This window comes from Pseudomonas sp. JBR1 (assembly GCF_028198185.1).
Classification (GTDB): domain Bacteria; phylum Pseudomonadota; class Gammaproteobacteria; order Pseudomonadales; family Pseudomonadaceae; genus Chryseomonas; species Chryseomonas oryzihabitans_E.
Genome location: NZ_CP116340.1, coordinates 3,031,724 through 3,051,698 on the forward strand (window position 1 = coordinate 3,031,724; position 19,975 = coordinate 3,051,698).

At 58.8% G+C, this 19,975-nt stretch carries 33 protein-coding genes; all 33 read right to left on the minus strand.

Annotated elements, in window-relative coordinates:
- Positions 1–92: 92 nt before the first annotated feature.
- The 33 genes from PJ259_RS14015 to rpsL all read right to left on the minus strand — a co-directional run bounded on the left by PJ259_RS14015 (position 93) and on the right by rpsL (position 19,863).
- Complete coding sequence (locus tag PJ259_RS14015; protein WP_271653258.1) at positions 93–1,550, minus strand: catalase; 1,458 nt, start codon at positions 1,548–1,550, stop codon at positions 93–95.
- A gap of 194 nt (positions 1,551–1,744) precedes the next feature.
- Positions 1,745–2,134 carry a 50S ribosomal protein L17 gene (gene rplQ, locus PJ259_RS14020; RefSeq protein ID WP_007161227.1) on the minus strand — a complete coding sequence of 130 codons (390 nt, stop codon included), beginning with the start codon at positions 2,132–2,134 and terminating at the stop codon, positions 1,745–1,747.
- A gap of 44 nt (positions 2,135–2,178) precedes the next feature.
- Entirely contained in the window at positions 2,179–3,180 is a 1,002-nt protein-coding gene (locus PJ259_RS14025; RefSeq protein WP_059316454.1) for a DNA-directed RNA polymerase subunit alpha, read from the minus strand.
- 22 nt (positions 3,181–3,202) lie between these two features.
- Entirely contained in the window at positions 3,203–3,823 is a 621-nt protein-coding gene (rpsD, locus tag PJ259_RS14030; RefSeq protein WP_059316455.1) for a 30S ribosomal protein S4, read from the minus strand.
- A 16-nt stretch (positions 3,824–3,839) separates the two neighbouring features.
- Complete coding sequence (rpsK, locus tag PJ259_RS14035) at positions 3,840–4,229, minus strand: 30S ribosomal protein S11 (RefSeq protein ID WP_003281811.1); 390 nt, start codon at positions 4,227–4,229, stop codon at positions 3,840–3,842.
- Between the two features lie 30 nt (positions 4,230–4,259).
- Positions 4,260–4,616: a 30S ribosomal protein S13 gene (gene rpsM / locus PJ259_RS14040; RefSeq protein WP_059316456.1), complete on the minus strand. Its 357-nt coding sequence runs from the start codon at positions 4,614–4,616 to the stop codon at positions 4,260–4,262.
- A 130-nt stretch (positions 4,617–4,746) separates the two neighbouring features.
- The gene (gene rpmJ, locus PJ259_RS14045) at positions 4,747–4,863 is read right to left on the minus strand and encodes a 50S ribosomal protein L36 (protein WP_002555468.1); all 117 of its coding nucleotides are present in this window, start codon (positions 4,861–4,863) and stop codon (positions 4,747–4,749) included.
- Between the two features lie 30 nt (positions 4,864–4,893).
- Positions 4,894–6,225: a preprotein translocase subunit SecY gene (secY, locus tag PJ259_RS14050; RefSeq protein WP_027599183.1), complete on the minus strand. Its 1,332-nt coding sequence runs from the start codon at positions 6,223–6,225 to the stop codon at positions 4,894–4,896.
- Positions 6,226–6,660 (minus strand): 50S ribosomal protein L15, encoded by a 435-nt coding sequence (gene rplO, locus PJ259_RS14055; RefSeq protein ID WP_007161232.1) that lies wholly within the window; start codon positions 6,658–6,660, stop codon positions 6,226–6,228.
- 3 nt (positions 6,661–6,663) lie between these two features.
- Entirely contained in the window at positions 6,664–6,846 is a 183-nt protein-coding gene (rpmD, locus tag PJ259_RS14060) for a 50S ribosomal protein L30 (protein WP_059316457.1), read from the minus strand.
- Positions 6,847–6,848: 2 nt separating this feature from the next.
- Positions 6,849–7,349 carry a 30S ribosomal protein S5 gene (gene rpsE / locus PJ259_RS14065; protein ID WP_059316458.1) on the minus strand — a complete coding sequence of 167 codons (501 nt, stop codon included), beginning with the start codon at positions 7,347–7,349 and terminating at the stop codon, positions 6,849–6,851.
- A 3-nt stretch (positions 7,350–7,352) separates the two neighbouring features.
- Positions 7,353–7,703 (minus strand): 50S ribosomal protein L18, encoded by a 351-nt coding sequence (gene rplR, locus PJ259_RS14070; RefSeq protein ID WP_059316459.1) that lies wholly within the window; start codon positions 7,701–7,703, stop codon positions 7,353–7,355.
- Between the two features lie 10 nt (positions 7,704–7,713).
- Positions 7,714–8,247 (minus strand): 50S ribosomal protein L6, encoded by a 534-nt coding sequence (gene rplF, locus PJ259_RS14075; protein WP_017640286.1) that lies wholly within the window; start codon positions 8,245–8,247, stop codon positions 7,714–7,716.
- 11 nt (positions 8,248–8,258) lie between these two features.
- Entirely contained in the window at positions 8,259–8,651 is a 393-nt protein-coding gene (rpsH, locus tag PJ259_RS14080) for a 30S ribosomal protein S8 (RefSeq protein ID WP_017640285.1), read from the minus strand.
- Between the two features lie 162 nt (positions 8,652–8,813).
- Positions 8,814–9,119 carry a 30S ribosomal protein S14 gene (rpsN, locus tag PJ259_RS14085; RefSeq protein ID WP_017640284.1) on the minus strand — a complete coding sequence of 102 codons (306 nt, stop codon included), beginning with the start codon at positions 9,117–9,119 and terminating at the stop codon, positions 8,814–8,816.
- A gap of 13 nt (positions 9,120–9,132) precedes the next feature.
- Positions 9,133–9,672 carry a 50S ribosomal protein L5 gene (gene rplE, locus PJ259_RS14090; protein ID WP_007161239.1) on the minus strand — a complete coding sequence of 180 codons (540 nt, stop codon included), beginning with the start codon at positions 9,670–9,672 and terminating at the stop codon, positions 9,133–9,135.
- Between the two features lie 19 nt (positions 9,673–9,691).
- Positions 9,692–10,006 carry a 50S ribosomal protein L24 gene (gene rplX / locus PJ259_RS14095; protein WP_059316460.1) on the minus strand — a complete coding sequence of 105 codons (315 nt, stop codon included), beginning with the start codon at positions 10,004–10,006 and terminating at the stop codon, positions 9,692–9,694.
- A gap of 12 nt (positions 10,007–10,018) precedes the next feature.
- On the minus strand, positions 10,019–10,387 hold the full coding sequence (gene rplN, locus PJ259_RS14100; RefSeq protein WP_007161241.1) for a 50S ribosomal protein L14: 369 nt from the start codon (positions 10,385–10,387) through the stop codon (positions 10,019–10,021).
- Positions 10,388–10,399: 12 nt separating this feature from the next.
- Complete coding sequence (gene rpsQ, locus PJ259_RS14105) at positions 10,400–10,666, minus strand: 30S ribosomal protein S17 (RefSeq protein ID WP_007161242.1); 267 nt, start codon at positions 10,664–10,666, stop codon at positions 10,400–10,402.
- A 2-nt stretch (positions 10,667–10,668) separates the two neighbouring features.
- Complete coding sequence (gene rpmC, locus PJ259_RS14110; protein WP_007161243.1) at positions 10,669–10,860, minus strand: 50S ribosomal protein L29; 192 nt, start codon at positions 10,858–10,860, stop codon at positions 10,669–10,671.
- Positions 10,860–11,273 carry a 50S ribosomal protein L16 gene (gene rplP, locus PJ259_RS14115; protein ID WP_017640282.1) on the minus strand — a complete coding sequence of 138 codons (414 nt, stop codon included), beginning with the start codon at positions 11,271–11,273 and terminating at the stop codon, positions 10,860–10,862. Before rplP ends, rpmC begins: the two co-directional genes overlap by 1 nt.
- A gap of 12 nt (positions 11,274–11,285) precedes the next feature.
- Complete coding sequence (gene rpsC, locus PJ259_RS14120) at positions 11,286–11,975, minus strand: 30S ribosomal protein S3 (RefSeq protein WP_059316461.1); 690 nt, start codon at positions 11,973–11,975, stop codon at positions 11,286–11,288.
- A gap of 13 nt (positions 11,976–11,988) precedes the next feature.
- Complete coding sequence (gene rplV / locus PJ259_RS14125) at positions 11,989–12,321, minus strand: 50S ribosomal protein L22 (protein ID WP_007161246.1); 333 nt, start codon at positions 12,319–12,321, stop codon at positions 11,989–11,991.
- Positions 12,322–12,333: 12 nt separating this feature from the next.
- Positions 12,334–12,609, minus strand: a complete 276-nt coding sequence (gene rpsS / locus PJ259_RS14130) for a 30S ribosomal protein S19 (protein WP_010796754.1) — start codon at positions 12,607–12,609, stop codon at positions 12,334–12,336.
- A gap of 18 nt (positions 12,610–12,627) precedes the next feature.
- The gene (gene rplB, locus PJ259_RS14135) at positions 12,628–13,449 is read right to left on the minus strand and encodes a 50S ribosomal protein L2 (RefSeq protein WP_059316462.1); all 822 of its coding nucleotides are present in this window, start codon (positions 13,447–13,449) and stop codon (positions 12,628–12,630) included.
- 12 nt (positions 13,450–13,461) lie between these two features.
- Positions 13,462–13,761, minus strand: a complete 300-nt coding sequence (gene rplW / locus PJ259_RS14140; protein WP_007161249.1) for a 50S ribosomal protein L23 — start codon at positions 13,759–13,761, stop codon at positions 13,462–13,464.
- The gene (gene rplD / locus PJ259_RS14145) at positions 13,758–14,360 is read right to left on the minus strand and encodes a 50S ribosomal protein L4 (protein WP_007161250.1); all 603 of its coding nucleotides are present in this window, start codon (positions 14,358–14,360) and stop codon (positions 13,758–13,760) included. The genes rplW and rplD overlap by 4 nt, the downstream gene beginning before the upstream one ends.
- Before the next feature lie 13 nt (positions 14,361–14,373).
- Positions 14,374–15,009 carry a 50S ribosomal protein L3 gene (rplC, locus tag PJ259_RS14150; RefSeq protein ID WP_007161251.1) on the minus strand — a complete coding sequence of 212 codons (636 nt, stop codon included), beginning with the start codon at positions 15,007–15,009 and terminating at the stop codon, positions 14,374–14,376.
- A gap of 84 nt (positions 15,010–15,093) precedes the next feature.
- A complete protein-coding gene (gene rpsJ / locus PJ259_RS14155; RefSeq protein WP_003243886.1) occupies positions 15,094–15,405 on the minus strand; it encodes a 30S ribosomal protein S10 in 312 nt (103 codons plus the stop codon).
- Positions 15,406–15,576: 171 nt separating this feature from the next.
- On the minus strand, positions 15,577–16,770 hold the full coding sequence (gene tuf / locus PJ259_RS14160) for an elongation factor Tu (RefSeq protein WP_059316463.1): 1,194 nt from the start codon (positions 16,768–16,770) through the stop codon (positions 15,577–15,579).
- A 28-nt stretch (positions 16,771–16,798) separates the two neighbouring features.
- Positions 16,799–18,901, minus strand: a complete 2,103-nt coding sequence (fusA, locus tag PJ259_RS14165; protein WP_059316464.1) for an elongation factor G — start codon at positions 18,899–18,901, stop codon at positions 16,799–16,801.
- A gap of 30 nt (positions 18,902–18,931) precedes the next feature.
- Positions 18,932–19,405, minus strand: coding sequence for a 30S ribosomal protein S7 (gene rpsG, locus PJ259_RS14170; protein ID WP_007163088.1), 474 nt, complete (start codon positions 19,403–19,405; stop codon positions 18,932–18,934).
- Positions 19,406–19,491: 86 nt separating this feature from the next.
- The gene (gene rpsL, locus PJ259_RS14175; protein WP_058765563.1) at positions 19,492–19,863 is read right to left on the minus strand and encodes a 30S ribosomal protein S12; all 372 of its coding nucleotides are present in this window, start codon (positions 19,861–19,863) and stop codon (positions 19,492–19,494) included.
- Positions 19,864–19,975: the final 112 nt, after the last annotated feature.

A 19,975-nucleotide genomic window follows, 5' to 3' on the forward strand; every position in this document is an offset into this window, starting at 1 on the left:
ACGTCGCAAGCGGCGTCCGAGACAGCCTTTCCCGCATTTTTTTCACGGACGAAAAAAGCCCGGCATGCGCCGGGCTTTTCCTTTCCTCTGTGTCAGGCCACTTCGCTGGGATCTATTCCCAGGCCCTTGGCGATACCCATCCCATAGGCGGGGTCAGCCTTGAGGAAGTGACCGATCTGCCGCAGCTGGACATCACGGGTCACCGAACCCATGGCTCCGACGATGTTGCCGATCAGTAGCGCCTGCTGGTCCGCGTTCATCAGGCGGAACAGCGCACCGGCCTGGCTGTAGTAGTCCTCGTCCACCCGGTGATCGTAGCGATCGGCGGGACCTGCGAAGTTCAGTGCGGGCTCTCGATACTGCGGCGCCTGCTTGGGCGTGTGGCCATAGCTGTTCGGCTCGTAGTTCGGCTGCGAACCACCATTGCCATCGAAGCGCATGGCACCATCCCGCTGGTTGTTGGCATAGGGGCAACGGGGGGCGTTGACCGGCAGTTGCTGGTAGTTGGTCCCCACCCGATACCGCTGGGCATCGGCGTAGGCGAATACCCGCCCCTGCAGCATGCGATCGGGCGACAGGCCTATGCCCGGCACCACGTTGCTCGGTGCAAAGGAGGCCTGCTCCACTTCGGCAAAGTAGTTCTGCGGATTGCGGTTGAGCTCCAGCACGCCCACTTCCTGCAACGGGTACTCCTGCTGCGACCAGACCTTGGTCACATCGAAGGGATTCTCGGCACGACCGGCTGCCTCCTGTTCGCTCATCACCTGGATGCACATCTTCCAGCGCGGGAATTCACCGCGCTCGATGGCCTGGAACAGGTCGCGCTGGCTGTAGTCCGGATCGGTACCCGCCAGGCGCGCCGCTTCGGCAGGCGCCAGGTTCTTGATCCCCTGCTGGCTCTTGAAGTGAAACTTCACGAAGTGCCGCTCGCCCTGGGCGTTGATCAGGCTGAAGGTGTGGCTACCGAAGCCGTGCATGAAGCGATAGCCATCCGGAATGCCGCGATCGGAGAAGAGGATGGTCACCTGATGCAACGACTCCGGCGACAGCGACCAGAAGTCCCACATCATCTGGGGGCTCTTCAGGTTGCTCCAGGGATCGCGTTTCTGGGTATGGATGAAGTCGGGAAACTTGAGGGGATCACGGATGAAGAACACCGGGGTGTTGTTGCCGACGATGTCCCAGTTACCTTCCTCGGTATAGAACTTCAGGGCAAAGCCACGCGGATCGCGCTCGGTATCCGCCGAGCCGCGCTCGCCACCCACGGTGGAAAAACGCAGGATGGTCTCGGTCTCCTTGCCAACGGTGGCGAACAACTTGGCGCTGGTCAGGTGGGTGATGTCCTGGGTGACGGTAAAGGTGCCATAGGCAGCAGACCCCTTGGCATGCACCCGGCGCTCGGGAATGACTTCCCGATTGAAATGCGCCAGCTTCTCGACCAGATGGAAGTCGTCGAGCATCAGCGGGCCACGGGGACCGGCGGTACGGGAATTCTGATTATCGGCCACCGGGATGCCGCTGGCGGTGGTGAGGATCTTGGTATCAGTCACAGGTTTTCTCCCTCTGGATCGCGTTGGCTGATCGCTTGGGAGAAGTATCGCCATGGCAATACTTTAGGACTAATTTATTGATCCTAGTACCCTGATAGAGAAAACCAGAATAATCCATTTCTGGTATTGCTCTAACCAAATGCCGGACATGAAAAAGCCGGGCAAGAGCCCGGCTTTTCCTGGAAGGCAGCTACTTATTCAGCAGCTTGTTCCACAGTACCACCAACAGGGCGGTCGATCAGCTCGACGTACGCCATGGGCGCGTTGTCGCCAGCGCGGAAGCCGCACTTCAGGATGCGCAGGTAGCCACCTGGACGGTTGGCGTAGCGCTTGCCCAGGTCGTTGAACAGCTTGCCAACGGCAGCTTTCGAACGGGTACGGTCGAAAGCCAGGCGACGATTAGCGACGCTGTCTTCCTTGGCCAGGGTGATCAGCGGCTCGGCAACGCGGCGCAGTTCCTTGGCTTTCGGCAGGGTAGTTTTGATCAGCTCGTGCTCGAACAGCGACACAGCCATGTTCTGAAACATGGCCTTGCGGTGTGCGCTCGTGCGGCTCAGATGACGACCACTTTTACGATGACGCATGATTGAAATTCCTTCCCAAACTATCGTTCGGTGAACAATGACGATCAGGCAGTAGCCTTGTCGTCCTTCTTAAGGCTTGCAGGGGGCCAGTTGTCCAGGCGCATACCGAGCGACAGACCACGGGAGGCCAGGACGTCCTTGATTTCGGTCAGGGACTTCTTGCCCAGGTTCGGGGTCTTGAGCAGCTCCACTTCGGTACGCTGAATCAGGTCACCGATGTAGTAGATGTTCTCCGCCTTGAGGCAGTTGGCCGAACGAACGGTCAGTTCCAGATCGTCCACCGGACGCAGCAGGATCGGATCGATTTCGTCTTCCTGCTCGACCACGACCGGCTCGCTGTCGCCCTTGAGGTCGACAAACGCTGCCAGCTGCTGCTGCAGGATGGTGGCGGCACGGCGGATGGCTTCTTCCGGATCCAGGGTACCGTTGGTTTCCAGGTCAAGCACGAGCTTGTCCAGGTTGGTACGCTGTTCGACCCGGGCGTTTTCCACCACATAGGCCACGCGACGAACCGGGCTGAACGTAGCATCGAGCTGGAGACGACCGATTGCGCGGGTTTCGTCTTCTTCGCTCTGACGCGCATCGGCGGGCTCATAGCCACGACCGCGCGCGATTTTCAGCTTCATGTTCAGCGAACCGTTGTCCGCCAGGTGGGCGATGACGTGCTCACCGTTGACGATCTCGACGTCGTGATCGACCTGAATGTCGGAGGCCAGAACTGGCCCCTGACCTTTCTTGCTCAGACTCAGGGTGACTTCGTCACGGCCGTGCAACTTGATGGCCAGACCCTTGAGGTTGAGCAGGATCTCGATCACGTCTTCCTGCACGCCTTCGATGGCGCTGTACTCGTGCAGAACACCGTCGATCTCTGCTTCGACTACCGCGCAGCCAGGCATGGAGGACAACAGGATACGCCGCAGCGCGTTGCCCAAGGTATGGCCGAAACCACGCTCGAGAGGCTCGAGGGTGATCTTGGCACGGGTCTGACTAACCGCCTGCACATCGATATGGCGGGGGGTCAGGAACTCATTTACCGAACTCTGCATGGATGCACCTACTTTCTAGCCCTTACTTGGAGTAGAGCTCGACAATCAGGTTTTCGTTGATGTCGGCGGAGAGATCACCACGGGCCGGCACGTTTTTGAAGGTGCCTTCCTTTTTCTCGGTGCTCACTTCGACCCACTCAACCCGGCCACGCTGGCCGCACAGCTCGAGAGCTTGAGCGATACGCAGCTGGTTTTTGGCCTTTTCACGGACCGCGACGACGTCGCCGACCTTGACCTGATAGGAGGGAATGTTAACGGTCTGACCGTTGACGGTGATCGACTTGTGGGAGACCAGCTGGCGCGATTCAGCGCGAGTGGCACCAAAGCCCATGCGATACACCACGTTGTCCAGACGGCATTCGAGCAGCTGCAGCAGGTTCTCACCGGTAGCACCCTTGCGACGGGCAGCTTCCTGGTAGTAACCGGCGAACTGACGCTCGAGCACGCCATACATACGGCGAACTTTCTGCTTTTCACGCAGCTGCAGACCGTAATCGGACAGACGACCGCGACGCTGACCATGCTGGCCAGGAACGGTTTCCAGCTTGCACTTCGAGTCGAGGGCACGAGCGCCGCTCTTCAGGAAGAGGTCAGTGCCTTCGCGGCGGGACAGTTTGCACTTGGGACCAATGTAACGAGCCATTTCTCACTGTCTCCTATTACACGCGACGCTTCTTCGGCGGACGGCACCCGTTATGCGGGATAGGCGTCACGTCGGTGATGCTGGCGATCTTGTAACCACAGGCATTCAGGGCGCGAACAGCGGACTCACGGCCGGGGCCGGGACCTTTGACGTTCACGTCCAGATTCTTCAGACCATATTCCAGAGCGGCTTGGCCGGCACGTTCGGCAGCGATCTGCGCAGCGAACGGGGTGCTCTTACGGGAGCCACGGAAGCCGGAGCCACCGGAGGTCGCCCAGGACAACGCATTGCCCTGACGATCGGTGATGGTCACGATGGTGTTGTTGAAAGACGCGTGGATATGGGCGATGCCATCAACCACTGTCTTTTTGACTTTCTTACGAGGACGAGCAGCAGGTTTTGCCATGACTAGATTCCTGTCGATTCGCGGATGCGATTACTTGCGGATCGGCTTGCGCGGGCCCTTACGGGTACGGGCATTGGTCTTGGTACGCTGACCACGGACCGGCAGACCACGGCGGTGACGCAGACCGCGGTAGCAACCCAGATCCATCAGGCGCTTGATGTTCATGTTGATTTCGCGGCGCAGGTCACCCTCGGTGAGGATTTTGGCGACCTCGTTACGCAGCTGATCGACCTGCTCGTCGCTCAGTTCTTTGATCTTGACGGTCGGCTCGATGCCGGTGGCCGCGCAGATCTTCTGAGAGGTGGTGCGACCGACACCATAGATGTAGGTCAGCGAGATAACAGTATGTTTGTTATCTGGAATGTTGACGCCTGCAATACGGGCCATTCAGAAAAACTCCAATTGACAGCTACCGACGCCCCGGAAGCCAAGAAAAGGGCGCGCGATATTAACGCTGTAGGAACAAATGATCAACCCGGCAGCACACTAGCTGCCGGGTTAGACGCGTGGTTCACACTCAGCCTTGGCGCTGCTTGTGACGCGGTTCAGCGCTGCAGATCACGCGTACGACGCCTTCGCGACGAATGATCTTGCAGTTACGGCACAGCTTCTTGACCGATGCACGAACTTTCATGACAACTCCTCTAACCTTACGGGTAACGGATCAGCGCATCATGCCGCTGCCGTATCCCTTCAGGTTGGCTTTCTTCATCAGGGACTCGTATTGATGAGATACGAGATGGGATTGGACCTGAGACATGAAGTCCATGACCACTACCACCACGATCAGCAACGAGGTCCCGCCGAGATAGAACGGCACGTTCGCCGCGACCACCAGGAACTGGGGCAACAAGCACACCGCCGTCATGTACAGGGCACCGAACATGGTCAGACGGGTCAGCACGCCATCGATATAGCGTGCGGACTGCTCACCAGGACGGATACCCGGAATGAACGCGCCGGATTTCTTCAGGTTCTCAGCCACGTCTTTCGGGTTAAACATCAGCGCCGTATAGAAGAAGCAGAAGAAAATGATCCCTGCACTAAACAGCAAGATGTTCAGCGGCTGACCGGGAGCGATGGCCTGAGCCACGTCCTGCAACCAGCCGAGCCCTTCGGACTGACCGAACCACGAACCGAGCGACGCCGGGAACAGCAGGATGCTGCTGGCGAAGATCGCCGGAATGACACCGGCCATGTTCACCTTGAGCGGCAGATGGCTGTTCTGCGCAGCGAAGACCTTGCGGCCCTGCTGACGCTTGGCGTAGTGCACGGCGATACGACGCTGCCCACGCTCGATGAACACCACGAAGGCAATGATGGCGACCGCCACCACACCGACCATGATCAGTGCGAAGATGTTGATATCGCCCTGCCGTGCCGACTCGAAGGACTGACCGATGGCGCGAGGCAAGCCCGCGACGATGCCGGCGAAGATCAGCATCGAGATGCCATTGCCGATACCGCGCTCGGTGATCTGCTCACCCAGCCACATCATGAACAGAGCGCCGGCGACAAAGGTGGTGACAGCAACGAAATAGAAGCTGAAGCCCACGCTGAACGCGACGCCCTGACTGGCGAGTCCTACCGACATCCCGGTGGCCTGAACGAGCGCCAGAACCAGCGTGCCGTAACGGGTGTACTGGCTGATCTTGCGACGACCAGACTCACCCTCTTTCTTCAATTGCTCCAGCTGTGGGCTGATCGCGGTAAGCAGCTGCATGATGATCGATGCCGAGATGTACGGCATGATCCCCAGTGCAAAGATGCTCATCCGCTCCAGCGCACCACCGGAGAACATGTTGAAGAGGCTAAGAATGGTCCCCTCGTTCTGCCTGAACAGTGCGGCCAGCTGATCGGGATTGATACCCGGAACAGGGATGTGCGCACCGATCCTGTAGACGATGATCGCCAGGAACAGGAATCGGAGGCGGGTCCACAGCTCGGACATACCACCGGTCTTGCTGAGCGCAGAGAGAGCACCTTGCTTAGCCATTTATTCCTCGATCTTGCCGCCAGCTGCTTCGATGGCTGCACGTGCGCCCTTGGTGGCACCAATGCCCTTCAGGGTGACGGCACGAGTGACGTCGCCGGACAGCACAACCTTGACACGCTTGATGTCGCGGCTGATCACGTTGGCGTCTTTCAGCGCCTGCAGATCGACCACATCGACATCGACCTTGGCCAGCTCGGAGGTACGAACCTCGGCGCGATCCAGGGCTTTCAGCGATACGAAGCCGAACTTCGGCAGACGACGGTGCAGCGGCTGCTGGCCACCCTCGAAACCGGGGGCAACCTTGCCACCGGAGCGGGAGGTCAGACCCTTGTGGCCGCGGCCACCGGTCTTGCCCAGGCCGCTACCGATACCACGACCGGGACGCAGCTTCTCGCGGCGAGCGCCGGGAGCGGAACGCAGATCGTTCAATTTCATGACTTAACCCTCCACACGCAGAAGGTAGTAGGCCTTGTTAATCATGCCGCGATTCTCAGGGGTGTCCTGAACTTCGACGGTATGATTGATGCGACGCAGGCCGAGACCCTTGACGCAAGCCTTGTGATTGGCCAGACGGCCATGGACGCTCTTGATCAGCGTGACCTTTACGGTTGCATTAGCCATGATCAGAGGATCTCCTCGACGCTCTTGCCACGCTTGGCAGCAACAGCTTCCGGCGCCTGCATGTGCTTGAGACCTTCAAAGGTCGCATACACCACGTTTACCGGGTTGGTGGAGCCGTAGCACTTGGCCAGGACGTTCTGCACACCGGCCACTTCCAGCACGGCGCGCATGGCACCGCCAGCGATGATGCCGGTACCGTCGGAAGCGGGCTGCATGTACACCTTGGAGGCGCCATGGGCAGCCTTGACCGGGTACTGCAGAGTGGTGCCGTTCAGATCCACCTGGATCATGTTGCGGCGAGCAGCTTCCATAGCCTTCTGGATAGCGGCAGGCACTTCACGCGCCTTGCCACGGCCGAAGCCAACGCGGCCTTTGCCATCGCCAACCACGGTCAGAGCGGTGAAGGCGAAGATACGGCCGCCTTTCACGGTTTTGGCTACGCGGTTAACTTGAACCAGCTTCTCGATGTAGCCTTCGTCGCGCTTTTGATCGTTATTTGACATGACTTAGAACTCCAGCCCGCCTTCACGAGCAGCGTCGGCCAGCGCCTTGACGCGACCATGGTACTTGAAGCCAGAACGGTCAAAGGCCACCTGGGTAACGCCAGCGGCCTTGGCACGCTCGGCGACCAGCAGACCAACTTTCTTGGCCGCCTCGACGTTGCTGGTAGCGCTCTCGCGCAGTTCTTTGTCCAGCGTAGAAGCACTGGCCAGGACCTTGCCGCCGTCGGCCGCGATGACCTGGGCATAGATGTGCTGGGAAGAGCGGTACACGCACAGACGGACCACTTCCAGTTCGCGCATCTTCAGGCGAGCCTTGCGAGCGCGACGCAGTCGGGTTTCTTTCTTGACGGTCATTTGCTATGCCCTACTTTTTCTTGGCTTCTTTACGGTGGACGACTTCGTCGGCATACCGTACACCCTTGCCCTTGTAAGGCTCTGGCGGACGGAAACCACGAATCTCAGCCGCGACCTGGCCGACCAGCTGCTTGTCGATACCCTTGATCAGGATTTCGGTCTGGTTGGGGGTTTCTGCGGTGATGCCTTGCGGCAGGTCGTAGTCCACGGGGTGAGAGAAGCCCAGAGCGAGGTTCAGCACCTGACCTTTGGCCTGGGCCTTGTAGCCCACACCGACCAGTTGCAGCTTGCGCTCGAAGCCCTGGCTGACGCCGACTACCATGTTGTTGACCAGGGCACGGGTAGTGCCGGCCATCGCACGGGTCTGCTGATCACCATTGCGAGCAGCGAAACGCAGCTCACCGGACTCTTGGGTGACTTCAACGGAAGGATGGACCTTCAGTTCCAGAGCGCCCTTGGCACCCTTGATCGAAAGAGCCTGACCGGCCAGATTAACTTCGACGCCTGCAGGCAGTCTTACAGGGTTTTTAGCAACGCGAGACATGCTGATTCCCCTTAGAAGACTGTGCAGAGCACTTCGCCGCCAACACCAGCAGCACGGGCTGCGCGATCAGTCATCACACCTTTGTTGGTGGAAACGATCGACACGCCCAGACCACCACGCACTTTCGGCAGCTGGTCAACGGCTTTGTACTGGCGCAGACCGGGACGGCTGCTACGCTTCAGTTCTTCGATGACAGGCTTGCCTTCGAAGTACTTCAGCTCGATGGACAGCGACGGCTTGGATTCCGCGCTGACCTGAAAATCCGCGATGTAACCTTCGTCCTTGAGGACTTTGGCAACGGCAGCCTTCAGCTTGGAAGAAGGCATGCTCACAACGGCCTTTTCAGCCATCTGGGCATTACGGATACGAGTTAGCATGTCTGCTAACGGGTCCTGCATACTCATGGGCTATTAGCTCCTAATACAGAAATTGAGCCTACCGGCTCTCAAAATCGCCCCTCGGCAATAGGCCGATTCGGGCGAGCCGAGCATTCTAGAGATCGGCCTGAAACGAATCAAGCCCCAAAAGGGGCTTGATTCAATTACCGCGATGAAAGGCGCTAGCTGTTACCAGCTGGCCTTCACCAGGCCGGGCACGTCACCGCGCATGGCTGCTTCACGCAGCTTGATGCGGGACAGACCGAACTTGCGGTACACGCCATGCGGACGACCGGTCAGGCGGCAGCGGTTACGCATGCGGCTAGCGCTGGCGTCACGGGGCTGCTTTTGCAGGGCGACCTGGGCATTCCAACGATCCTCGGGGGAGGCGTTGACATTACCGATGGTCGCCTTCAGCTCGGCGCGCTTCTTGGCGTACTTGGCAACCGTCTGCTGACGCTTCAGCTCGCGGTTAATCATGCTTTGCTTAGCCATCTGAAGACCTCAATCAGTTACGGAACGGGAAGTTGAACGCGCGCAGCAGCGCACGGCCTTCCTCGTCGGTACGAGCGGTGGTGGTCAGGGTGATGTCCATACCACGCAGCGCATCGATCTTGTCGTAATCGATTTCCGGGAAGATGATCTGCTCTTTCACGCCCATGCTGTAGTTGCCACGACCATCGAAGGACTTGGCATTCAGGCCGCGGAAGTCACGCACGCGCGGCAGGGAGATGGACAGCAGACGATCCAGGAATTCGTACATGCGATCGCTACGCAGGGTCACCTTGACGCCGATCGGCCAGCCTTCGCGAATCTTGAAGCCAGCAATGGAGTTGCGGGCATAAGTCACGACCGGCTTTTGACCAGCGATCTTTTCCAGGTCAGCTACAGCGTTGTCGATGATCTTCTTGTCACCGACCGCTTCGCCCAGACCCATGTTCAAGGTGATCTTGGTGATACGCGGAACTTCCATCACGTTACCCAGCTGAAGCTGCTCTTTCAGCTTGGGCGCGATTTCCTTCCGATAAATCTCTTTCAATCGAGCCATGGTGATCTACCTAGCAGCTTCAGGCCTGGACCGCTTTTTGGGTCGACTTGAAGATACGAATCTTCTTGCCGTCTTCGACTTTGAAACCAACGCGGTCAGCCTTGTTGGTCTCGGAGTTGAAAATGGCAACGTTGGAGACATGCAGAGGAGCTTCTTTCTCTACGATGCCACCCTGAACGCCCAGCATGGGGTTGGGCTTGGTGTGGCGCTTGACCAGGTTGACCCCACCAACGACCAGACGGTCATCGGCGAGCACCTTCAGCACCTTGCCACGTTTGCCCTTGTCCTTGCCGGCAATGACGATTACCTCGTCTTCACGACGAATCTTTTGCATGTCGGCTACTCCTTACAGCACTTCGGGGGCAAGGGAGACGATCTTCATGAACTTCTCGGAGCGAAGTTCACGGGTCACCGGCCCAAAGATACGGGTGCCAATCGGCTCTTGCTTGTTGTTCAGCAGAACCGCGGCGTTGCCGTCGAAGCGGATGATGGAACCGTCGGTGCGACGGACGCCGTGCTTGGTACGCACGACGACAGCAGTCATCACCTGACCTTTCTTCACCTTGCCGCGCGGAATTGCTTCCTTGACGGTGACTTTGATGATGTCGCCGATGCCGGCGTAACGGCGGTGGGAACCGCCGAGCACCTTGATGCACATCACGCGACGAGCGCCGCTGTTGTCGGCGACGTCAAGCATGGATTGAGTCTGGATCATGGCTCTCTACCCTTATACCTGAACGGCGCGCTCGACGACGTCAACCAGGGTCCACGCCTTGGTCTTGGCCAGCGGGCGGGTTTCGCGAATGGTGACCAGGTCACCAATGCGGCACTGATTGGTTTCGTCGTGAGCGTGCAGCTTGGTGGAACGCTTCACGTATTTGCCGTAGATCGGGTGCTTGACGCGACGCTCGATCAGTACGGTGACGGTTTTGTCCATCTTGTCGCTGACCACTCGGCCGGTCAGCGTACGGACAGTTTTTTCAGCTTCAGCCATGATCACTTACCTGCCTGCTGGTTCAGCACAGTCTTGACGCGAGCGATGTCGCGCTTCACTTGCGAGAGCATGTGAGACTGACCCAACTGGCCAGTTGCCTTCTGCATACGCAGATTGAACTGGTCACGCAGCAGGTTGAGAAGCTGCTCGTTCAGCTCCTCTACGGATTTCTCACGCAAATCTTTCGCTTTCATCACATCACCGTCCGCTTAACAAAGGAGGTTTCGAGCGGAAGCTTGGCAGCGGCCAGGGCGAACGCCTGACGAGCCAGATCCTCGGAAACACCCTCGATCTCGTACAGGACCTTGCCCGGCTGGATCTGGGCTACCCAGTACTCGACACTACCCTTACCTTTACCCATCCGCACTTCGAGAGGCTTCTTGGTGACAGGCTTGTCAGGGAAGACGCGGATCCAGATCTTGCCGCCACGCTTCACGTGACGGGTCAGCGCACGACGCGCGGATTCGATCTGGCGAGCGGTCAGACGGCCACGGCCGACAGCCTTCAGCGCGTACTCGCCGAAGCTGACCTTGCTACCACGATGAGCCAGACCACGGTTGTGGCCGGTCATCTGCTTACGGAATTTTGTACGCTTGGGTTGCAGCATGTTGCGTACTCCTTACTTAGCAGCAGCTTTTTTGCGCGGAGCCGGGGCGATGGGCTTGAGCTCTTCCTGGCGGCCACCAATGACCTCACCCTTGAAGATCCAGACCTTCACACCGATCACACCGTAGGTGGTGTGAGCTTCCGCAGTGGCGTAGTCGATATCGGCACGCAGGGTGTGCAGGGGCACACGACCTTCGCGATACCACTCGGTACGGGCGATTTCAGCACCGCCCAAACGACCGCTCACCTGAATCTTGATGCCTTTGGCACCAATGCGGATCGCGTTCTGTACGGCACGCTTCATGGCGCGACGGAACATCACACGACGCTCAAGCTGCTGCGCAACACTCTGCGCAACCAGGGCACCGTCGAGCTCCGGCTTGCGGATCTCTTCGATGTTGATGTGCACAGGCACACCCATTCTTGCGGTCAGGTCCTGACGCAGCTTCTCAACATCCTCACCCTTCTTGCCGATCACGATACCGGGACGGGCGGTGTGGATGGTGATGCGTGCGGTTTGAGCCGGACGATGAATATCGATACGGCTTACGGACGCGCTTTTTAGTTTGTCCTGGAGGTACTCACGAACCTTCAGGTCGGCCAGCAGATAATCCGCATAAGTGCGCTTATCCGCGTACCAGACCGAAGTGTGCTCCTTGACGATACCCAGGCGAATGCCATTGGGATGTACTTTCTGACCCATCTGATCGACTCCGTTACTTGTCCGCAACCTTGACCGTGATATGGCAAGACCGCTTCACGATGCGATCAGCACGACCTTTGGCACGCGGCATGATGCGCTTGAGCGAACGACCTTCGTTTACGAAGACAGTGGAAACCTTCAGGTCATCCACGTCGGCGCCTTCATTGTGCTCGGCGTTGGCCACGGCCGACTCGAGCACTTTCTTCATGATCTCAGCGGCTTTCTTGCTGCTGAAAGTCAACAGGTTGAGCGCTTCGCCCACCTTCTTCCCGCGGATCTGGTCGGCGACCAAGCGGGCTTTCTGGGCGGAGATACGAGCGCCCGACAGCTTAGCGGCTACTTCCATCTTCCTTACCCCTTAACGCTTGGCTTTCTTGTCAGCCGCATGACCGCGATAGGTGCGGGTAGCAGCGAACTCGCCGAGTTTGTGGCCTACCATGTCTTCGTTCACCAGAACGGGGACATGTTGACGACCGTTGTGCACAGCAATGGTCAGACCGACCATTTGCGGCAGGATCATCGAACGACGCGACCAAGTCTTGATCGGCTTGCGGTCGTTCTTTTCCACCGCGACTTCGATCTTCTTCAACAGGTGAAGATCGATAAAAGGACCTTTCTTCAGAGAACGGGGCACAGTCGAATCCTCTACTGATTACTTGCCGCGACGGACAATCATCTTGTCGGTACGCTTGTTGGAGCGCGTCTTGAGACCCTTGGTCTTGACGCCCCATGGCGAAACCGGATGACGGCCACCGGAAGTACGACCCTCACCACCACCATGCGGGTGATCAACCGGGTTCATGGCAACACCACGAACGGTCGGACGAACACCGCGCCAGCGGGTGGCACCGGCCTTACCCAGCGAACGCAGGCTATGCTCACCATTGGACACTTCGCCCAGGGTGGCACGGCACTCCGACAGCACCTTGCGCATTTCACCGCTGCGCAGACGCACGGTGACGTAGGCGCCTTCGCGGGCAACCAGCTGAGCGGAGGTACCAGCGGAACGAGCGATCTGAGCGCCTTTACCGGGCTTCAGCTCGATACCGTGGACGGTGCTACCGACCGGCACGTTACGCAGCGGCAGGTTGTTGCCAGCCTTGATGGGCGCGCCAGCGCCGGACATGAGCTGATCGCCAGCAGCAACGCCCTTGGGGGCGATGATGTAGCGACGCTCGCCGTCGGCGTACTTCAGCAGAGCGATGTGAGCGGTACGGTTTGGATCGTATTCGATACGCTCAACGACGGCAGGGATGCCATCCTTGTTGCGACGGAAATCGACCAGACGGTAGTGCTGCTTGTGACCACCGCCAATGTGGCGAGTGGTGATACGACCATTGTTGTTACGGCCGCCGGACTTGCTCTTCTTCTCCAGCAAAGGAGCGTAAGGCGCGCCTTTGTGCAGATCAGAGTTGACCACCTTGACCACAAAGCGGCGGCCAGCGGAGGTCGGCTTGCATTTTACGATTGCCATGATGCCCCCTGATTACTCGGCGCTGCTGGAAAAGTCGAGATCCTGGCCCGGCTGGAGCGCGATGTACGCTTTTTTCCAGTCGTTACGCTTGCCCAGACCACGAGCGGTGCGCTTGGTCTTGCCCTGAACGTTCAGGGTGCTGACGCTGCGAACCTTGACCTCGAACAGCTGCTCGACGGCCTTCTTGATTTCCAGCTTGGTTGCATCGGTGGCAACCTTGAATACGAACTGCTTCTGGCTGTCCGCCAGCATGGTGGCCTTCTCGGAGATGTGCGGGCCAAGCAGCACTTTGAATACGCGTTCCTGGTTCATGCCAGCAGCTCCTCGAATTTCTTCACGGCGGACACAGTGACCAGCACCTTGTCGTAGGCGATCAGGCTGACCGGGTCGGAACCCTGGACATCACGCACGTCGACGAAAGGCAGGTTGCGGGCGGCCAGATACAGGTTCTGGTCGACAGCATCGGTCACGATCAGCACGTCGCTCAGGCCCAGGCCGTCCAGCTTGCTGACCAGGGTCTTGGTCTTGGGTGCGTCGACGGCAAAATCGTCAACCACGACCAGACGATCCAGACGGACCAGCTCGGCGAGGATGGAGCGCAGGGCAGCGCGGTACATCTTCTTGTTCAGCTTCTGGCTGTGGTCCTGGGGCTTGGCTGCGAAAGCCACGCCACCGGAGCGCCAGATGGGGCTGCGGATGGTACCGGCACGGGCACGACCGCTGCCCTTCTGACGCCAGGGCTTCTTGCCGCCACCGCTGACTTCGGAACGGGTCTTCTGGGCACGGGTGCCCTGACGACCGCCAGCCATGTAGGCCACGACTGCCTGGTGAACCAGGGTCTCGTTGAATTCACCGCCGAAGGTGTGCTCGGAGACTTCGATAGCTTGAGAGCCATTCACATTGAGTTGCATGTTCTCTCTCCTCTCAACCACGGGCCTTGACGGCAGGACGTACGATCACGTCACCACCCGGCGCGCCGGGGACGGCACCCTTGACCAGCAGCAGGTTGCGCTCGGCGTCTACACGCACGACTTCCAGCGACTGAACGGTTACACGCTCCGCACCCAGGTGACCGGACATTTTCTTGCCCTTGAACACTCGACCAGGAGTCTGGCACTGGCCGATGGAACCAGGTGCACGGTGGGAAACGGAGTTACCGTGGGTGTTGTCCTGACCACGGAAGTTCCAGCGCTTGATGGTACCGGCGTAGCCCTTACCTTTGGACTGACCAGTGACATCAACCATCTGACCGGCTTCGAACAGGGCTACGGTGACTTCGTCACCAGCCTTGTACTCACCGTCTTCCAGGCGGAATTCGAGGACGCTACGACCAGCAGCAACGCTGGCCTTGGCGAAGTGACCGGCTTGCGCCTTGGTCACGCGGGAAGCACGACGCTCGCCCACGGTCACCTGAATGGCACGGTAGCCATCGGTTTCTTCGCTTTTGAATTGGGTTACACGATTCGGCTCGATCTCAATGACCGTAACCGGAACGGAAACGCCTTCTTCGGTGAAAACGCGGGTCATACCGCATTTACGACCGACTAAACCAATCGTCATGTTGAGAACCTCTTGAGTGTACGGGGCTTTCACCCGCTATGGCCGCCCATTTCAGAGCGTTACACGACTGAAACCTTGACGGTCTCAGCCGAGGCTGATTTGCACTTCAACGCCAGCGGCGAGATCGAGCTTCATCAGCGCATCGACGGTCTTGTCGGTGGGCTGAACGATGTCGAGCACACGCTTGTGGGTACGGATTTCGTACTGGTCACGAGCGTCCTTGTTGACGTGCGGAGAAATCAGCACTGTGTAACGTTCCTTGCGGGTAGGCAGAGGAATCGGACCACGCACCTGAGCACCAGTACGTTTCGCGGTTTCCACGATTTCCTGGGTGGATTGATCGATCAGGCGATGATCAAAAGCCTTCAACCGAATACGGATTTGTTGATTTTGCATTTGACCTCAGACTCCAAGCTTTCCCCTCGGGCAAAAAGGTGCCCGATTAAAGGAGGCGCAATTCTAAGGATGTCGCCGACCGCTGTCAAGAACGCCTCTTTTGCCATCTGTCAATTTCATGAGGCAAGAAAAAAGGCCCCGAAGGGCCTTTTTTCGTTTCAGATCAATCGATTACTCGATGATCTTGGCAACCACGCCGGCGCCGACGGTACGACCGCCTTCACGGATGGCGAAACGCAGACCGTCTTCCATCGCGATCGGAGCGATCAGGGTGACAACCATCTTGATGTTGTCGCCCGGCATCACCATCTCGACGCCTTCCGGCAGTTCGCAGTTACCGGTCACGTCAGTGGTACGGAAGTAGAACTGCGGACGGTAGCCCTTGAAGAACGGGGTGTGACGACCGCCTTCTTCCTTGGACAGCACGTACACTTCGCACTCGAACTTGGTGTGCGGCTTGATGGTGCCCGGCTTGGCCAGAACCTGGCCACGCTCGACGTCTTCACGCTTGGTGCCACGCAGCAGGACGCCGACGTTCTCACCGGCACGACCTTCGTCCAGCAGCTTGCGGAACATTTCAACGCCGGTGCAGGTGGTCTTGACGGTGGCCTTGATGCCCACGATCTCGACTTCTTCCTGGACCTTGACGATGCCACGCTCGACACGACCGGTTACCACGGTGCCACGACCGGAGATCGAGAACACGTCTTCGATCGGCATCAGGAACGGCTTGTCGATGGCGCGCTCGGGCTCGGGGATGTAGGAGTCCAGGGTCTCGACCAGCTTGCGCACGGCAGAAACGCCCATCTCGTTGTCATCCTGGCCGTTCAGGGCCATCAGCGCGGAGCCGATCACGATCGGAGTGTCGTCGCCCGGGAAGTCGTAGGTGTTCAGCAGATCGCGAACTTCCATTTCGACCAGTTCCAGCAGCTCGGCGTCGTCAACCATGTCGGCCTTGTTCAGGAACACGACGATGTAGGGAACGCCTACCTGACGGGACAGCAGGATGTGCTCGCGGGTCTGCGGCATGGGGCCGTCAGCAGCCGAGCAAACCAGGATCGCGCCGTCCATCTGGGCAGCACCGGTGATCATGTTCTTCACGTAGTCGGCGTGGCCGGGGCAATCGACGTGCGCGTAGTGACGGGTCGCCGAATCGTACTCAACGTGGGAAGTGTTGATGGTGATACCGCGAGCCTTTTCTTCCGGCGCGTTGTCGATCTGGTCGAAACCACGAGCGGAACCGCCCCAGGTGTCGGCACAGACTTTGGTCAGCGCTGCGGTCAGAGTGGTCTTGCCATGGTCAACGTGACCGATGGTGCCCACGTTCAGGTGCGGTTTGTTACGTTCGAATTTTTCTTTAGCCACGAGATAAAACCTCTAGTCAAAGCGCTGATTAAGCTTGTTTCTTGATGATGGCTTCGGCGATGTTCGACGGAGCTTCGGAGTACTTGGAGAACTCCATGGAGTAGCTTGCGCGACCCTGAGACATGGAGCGGACATCCGTAGCGTAGCCAAACATCTCGCCCAGCGGAACCTCGGCACGGATGACCTTGCCGGTCACGGTGTCTTCCATACCCTGGATCAGGCCACGACGACGGTTCAGGTCGCCCATGACGTCGCCCATGTAGTCTTCCGGGGTCACGACCTCGACCTTCATGATCGGCTCGAGCAGCACGGCACCACCCTTCTGGGTGAGCTGCTTGGTCGCCATGGAGGCAGCGATCTTGAACGCCATCTCGTTGGAGTCGACGTCATGGTAGGAACCATCGAACACAGCGGCCTTCAGACCGAGCAGCGGATAGCCGGCAACGATACCGTTCTTCATCTGCTCTTCGATGCCCTTCTGGATCGCCGGGATGTATTCCTTCGGAATCACACCGCCCACGACTTCGCTCACGAACTCCAGACCTTCCTGACCTTCGTCAGCCGGTGCGAAGCGGATCCAGCAATGACCGAACTGACCACGACCACCCGACTGGCGGACGAACTTGCCTTCGATCTCGCAGGTGTTGCGGATGGTTTCGCGGTAGGCGACCTGAGGCTTACCGATGTTCGCTTCCACGCCGAATTCGCGCTTCATGCGGTCCACCAGGATGTCCAGGTGCAGCTCGCCCATGCCGGAGATGATGGTCTGACCGGACTCTTCGTCGGTCTTGACGCGGAACGAGGGATCTTCCTGAGCCAGCTTGCCCAGAGCGATACCCATCTTTTCCTGGTCGGCCTTGGTCTTCGGCTCGACGGCGACCGAAATCACCGGCTCCGGGAAGTCCATGCGCTCGAGGATGATCGGCTTCTCGATCGAGCACAGGGTGTCACCGGTGGTGACGTCCTTCATGCCGATCAGGGCGGCGATGTCGCCAGCACGAACTTCCTTGATCTCTTCACGGGTGTTGGCGTGCATCTGCACCATACGGCCGACGCGTTCTTTCTTGCCTTTCACCGAGTTGATGACGGAGTCACCGGAGCTCAGGACGCCCGAGTAAACGCGAGCGAAGGTCAGGGTACCGACGAAGGGGTCGGTCGCGATCTTGAACGCCAGAGCTGAGAAGGGCTCATTGTCGTCTGCATGACGCTCGTCGGCGATTTCCTCGTTGTCCGGGTTGGTACCCTTGATCGCGGGAATCTCGATGGGCGCCGGCAGGAAGTCGATCACAGCGTCCAGAACCAGGGGCACACCCTTGTTCTTGAAGGACGAACCGCAGACGGCCGGGACGATTTCGCAGGCGATGGTACGCTGACGCAGGCCGGCCTTGATCTCGTCGATCGACAGCTCGCCGCCTTCCAGGTACTTGTTCATCAGCTCTTCGTTGGCTTCGGCCGCAGCCTCGACCATGTTGGAGCGCCACTGCTCGGCGTCAGCCAGCATGTCCGCAGGAATGTCTTCTTCGCGGTAGGTCATGCCCTGATCGTCGTCGTTCCAGAAGATGGCCTTCATCTTCAGCAAGTCGATCTGACCCTGGAAGTTGTCTTCCGAGCCGATGGCCAGCTGAACCGGGACCGGAGTGTGGCCCAGGCGCTTCTTGATCTGCTCGACAACGCGCAGGAAATTGGCACCGGCACGGTCCATCTTGTTGACGTAGACGATACGCGGTACGCCGTACTTGTTGGCCTGACGCCATACGGTTTCGGACTGAGGCTCGACACCGGAGGTGCCGCAGAACACCACTACCGCACCATCCAGCACGCGCAGGGAACGCTCCACCTCAATGGTGAAGTCCACGTGGCCGGGGGTATCGATGATGTTCACGCGGTACTTGTCGTACTGCTTGGTCGAACCGGACCAGAACGCGGTGGTGGCAGCGGAGGTGATGGTGATACCACGCTCCTGCTCCTGCACCATCCAGTCCATGGTCGCAGCGCCGTCATGAACCTCACCCATTTTGTGGTTCACGCCGGTGTAGAACAGAATCCGCTCGGTAGTAGTCGTCTTACCTGCGTCCACGTGGGCGCAGATACCGATGTTCCGGTAGCGGTTAATAGCGGTTGTACGAGCCATAAGGTCCTCGCTTGATTGGAAGCGCTAGGCTTAGAAGCGGTAGTGCGAGAAGGCCTTGTTGGCTTCTGCCATGCGATGCACGTCTTCGCGCTTCTTGACTGCGGCACCCTTGCCTTCAAAAGCGTCCATGAGTTCACCCGCCAGGCGCAGAGCCATGGACTTTTCGCCGCGCTTGCGCGCGGAGTCCACCAGCCAGCGCATGGCCAGGGCATTACGACGGGAAGGACGAACCTCAACCGGCACCTGGTAGGTAGCACCGCCGACACGGCGGGACTTCACTTCGACCAGCGGAGCGATGGCGTCGAGCGCTTTTTCGAAAACTTCCAGGGGTTCGGCATTCTTGGAACGCTCTTTGACCTTGTCCAAAGCACCATAAACGATACGCTCGGCAACGGCTTTCTTGCCGCTCTCCATCACGTGGTTCATGAACTTGGCCAGGATCTGGCTTCCGTATTTCGGATCGTCAAGTATTTCGCGCTTGGCCGCTACACGACGTCTTGGCATTGATAAGCCCTCAAAACGGTCTTCAGGTTAGCTCGGGACACGCTGCCCGACCTTACTCTTATCGACTCGAACAAAAAGAAAGGTGATTACTTCGGACGCTTGGTGCCGTACTTGGAACGGCCCTGCTTGCGGTCCTTCACACCGGTGGTGTCCAGCGAGCCGCGCACGGTGTGATAACGCACACCCGGCAGATCCTTGACCCGGCCACCGCGGATCAGCACGACGCTGTGTTCCTGCAGATTGTGACCTTCACCACCGATGTAGGAGGTGACTTCGAAGCCGTTGGTCAGACGCACACGGCAGACCTTCCGCAGTGCGGAGTTGGGCTTCTTGGGAGTGGTGGTGTACACGCGAGTGCACACGCCACGACGTTGCGGGCAGTTTTGCAGCGCAGGCACGTCGGATTTCTCGACGAGACGCTTGCGTGCACTACGCACCAGCTGGTTGATAGTTGCCATCTATAGCTCCACTGATTGTCTTGCGACATAAACGAAATGACAGAACGTTAGTCCTGCCCATTTTCGGGGAACGAAAGTCTAAAGAGCTTAGGCGCTCCAGTCAAGACAAAGC

What these genes read in the sequence shown, in the direction of transcription:
- rplX (WP_059316460.1), bottom strand. Translation starts at nt 10,006, where the DNA reads ATGCAAAAGATTCGTCGTGAAGACGAGGTAATCGTCATTGCCGGCAAG.
- secY (WP_027599183.1), bottom strand. Translation starts at nt 6,225, where the DNA reads ATGGCTAAGCAAGGTGCTCTCTCTGCGCTCAGCAAGACCGGTGGTATG.
- fusA (WP_059316464.1), bottom strand. Translation starts at nt 18,901, where the DNA reads ATGGCTCGTACAACCGCTATTAACCGCTACCGGAACATCGGTATCTGC.
- rpsM (WP_059316456.1), bottom strand. Translation starts at nt 4,616, where the DNA reads ATGGCCCGTATTGCAGGCGTCAACATTCCAGATAACAAACATACTGTT.
- rplD (WP_007161250.1), bottom strand. Translation starts at nt 14,360, where the DNA reads ATGCAACTCAATGTGAATGGCTCTCAAGCTATCGAAGTCTCCGAGCAC.
- rplF (WP_017640286.1), bottom strand. Translation starts at nt 8,247, where the DNA reads ATGTCTCGCGTTGCTAAAAACCCTGTAAGACTGCCTGCAGGCGTCGAA.
- rplC (WP_007161251.1), bottom strand. Translation starts at nt 15,009, where the DNA reads ATGACGATTGGTTTAGTCGGTCGTAAATGCGGTATGACCCGCGTTTTC.
- rplW (WP_007161249.1), bottom strand. Translation starts at nt 13,761, where the DNA reads ATGAACCAGGAACGCGTATTCAAAGTGCTGCTTGGCCCGCACATCTCC.
- rpsN (WP_017640284.1), bottom strand. Translation starts at nt 9,119, where the DNA reads ATGGCTAAGCAAAGCATGATTAACCGCGAGCTGAAGCGTCAGCAGACG.
- rplV (WP_007161246.1), bottom strand. Translation starts at nt 12,321, where the DNA reads ATGGAAGTAGCCGCTAAGCTGTCGGGCGCTCGTATCTCCGCCCAGAAA.
- rpmJ (WP_002555468.1), bottom strand. Translation starts at nt 4,863, where the DNA reads ATGAAAGTTCGTGCATCGGTCAAGAAGCTGTGCCGTAACTGCAAGATC.
- PJ259_RS14025 (WP_059316454.1), bottom strand. Translation starts at nt 3,180, where the DNA reads ATGCAGAGTTCGGTAAATGAGTTCCTGACCCCCCGCCATATCGATGTG.
- rpsK (WP_003281811.1), bottom strand. Translation starts at nt 4,229, where the DNA reads ATGGCAAAACCTGCTGCTCGTCCTCGTAAGAAAGTCAAAAAGACAGTG.
- rplQ (WP_007161227.1), bottom strand. Translation starts at nt 2,134, where the DNA reads ATGCGTCATCGTAAAAGTGGTCGTCATCTGAGCCGCACGAGCGCACAC.
- rpsH (WP_017640285.1), bottom strand. Translation starts at nt 8,651, where the DNA reads ATGAGTATGCAGGACCCGTTAGCAGACATGCTAACTCGTATCCGTAAT.
- rpsE (WP_059316458.1), bottom strand. Translation starts at nt 7,349, where the DNA reads ATGTCAAATAACGATCAAAAGCGCGACGAAGGCTACATCGAGAAGCTG.
- rpsD (WP_059316455.1), bottom strand. Translation starts at nt 3,823, where the DNA reads ATGGCTCGTTACATTGGTCCCAAGTGCAAACTGTCCCGCCGCGAAGGC.
- rplP (WP_017640282.1), bottom strand. Translation starts at nt 11,273, where the DNA reads ATGCTGCAACCCAAGCGTACAAAATTCCGTAAGCAGATGACCGGCCAC.
- rpsL (WP_058765563.1), bottom strand. Translation starts at nt 19,863, where the DNA reads ATGGCAACTATCAACCAGCTGGTGCGTAGTGCACGCAAGCGTCTCGTC.
- rplR (WP_059316459.1), bottom strand. Translation starts at nt 7,703, where the DNA reads ATGACCGTCAAGAAAGAAACCCGACTGCGTCGCGCTCGCAAGGCTCGC.
- rpsC (WP_059316461.1), bottom strand. Translation starts at nt 11,975, where the DNA reads ATGGGTCAGAAAGTACATCCCAATGGCATTCGCCTGGGTATCGTCAAG.
- rplN (WP_007161241.1), bottom strand. Translation starts at nt 10,387, where the DNA reads ATGATCCAGACTCAATCCATGCTTGACGTCGCCGACAACAGCGGCGCT.
- rpsG (WP_007163088.1), bottom strand. Translation starts at nt 19,405, where the DNA reads ATGCCAAGACGTCGTGTAGCGGCCAAGCGCGAAATACTTGACGATCCG.
- rplE (WP_007161239.1), bottom strand. Translation starts at nt 9,672, where the DNA reads ATGGCTCGATTGAAAGAGATTTATCGGAAGGAAATCGCGCCCAAGCTG.
- rpsJ (WP_003243886.1), bottom strand. Translation starts at nt 15,405, where the DNA reads ATGCAAAATCAACAAATCCGTATTCGGTTGAAGGCTTTTGATCATCGC.
- rpsQ (WP_007161242.1), bottom strand. Translation starts at nt 10,666, where the DNA reads ATGGCTGAAGCTGAAAAAACTGTCCGTACGCTGACCGGCCGAGTGGTC.
- rpmC (WP_007161243.1), bottom strand. Translation starts at nt 10,860, where the DNA reads ATGAAAGCGAAAGATTTGCGTGAGAAATCCGTAGAGGAGCTGAACGAG.
- rplB (WP_059316462.1), bottom strand. Translation starts at nt 13,449, where the DNA reads ATGGCAATCGTAAAATGCAAGCCGACCTCCGCTGGCCGCCGCTTTGTG.
- rplO (WP_007161232.1), bottom strand. Translation starts at nt 6,660, where the DNA reads ATGAAATTGAACGATCTGCGTTCCGCTCCCGGCGCTCGCCGCGAGAAG.
- rpmD (WP_059316457.1), bottom strand. Translation starts at nt 6,846, where the DNA reads ATGGCTAATGCAACCGTAAAGGTCACGCTGATCAAGAGCGTCCATGGC.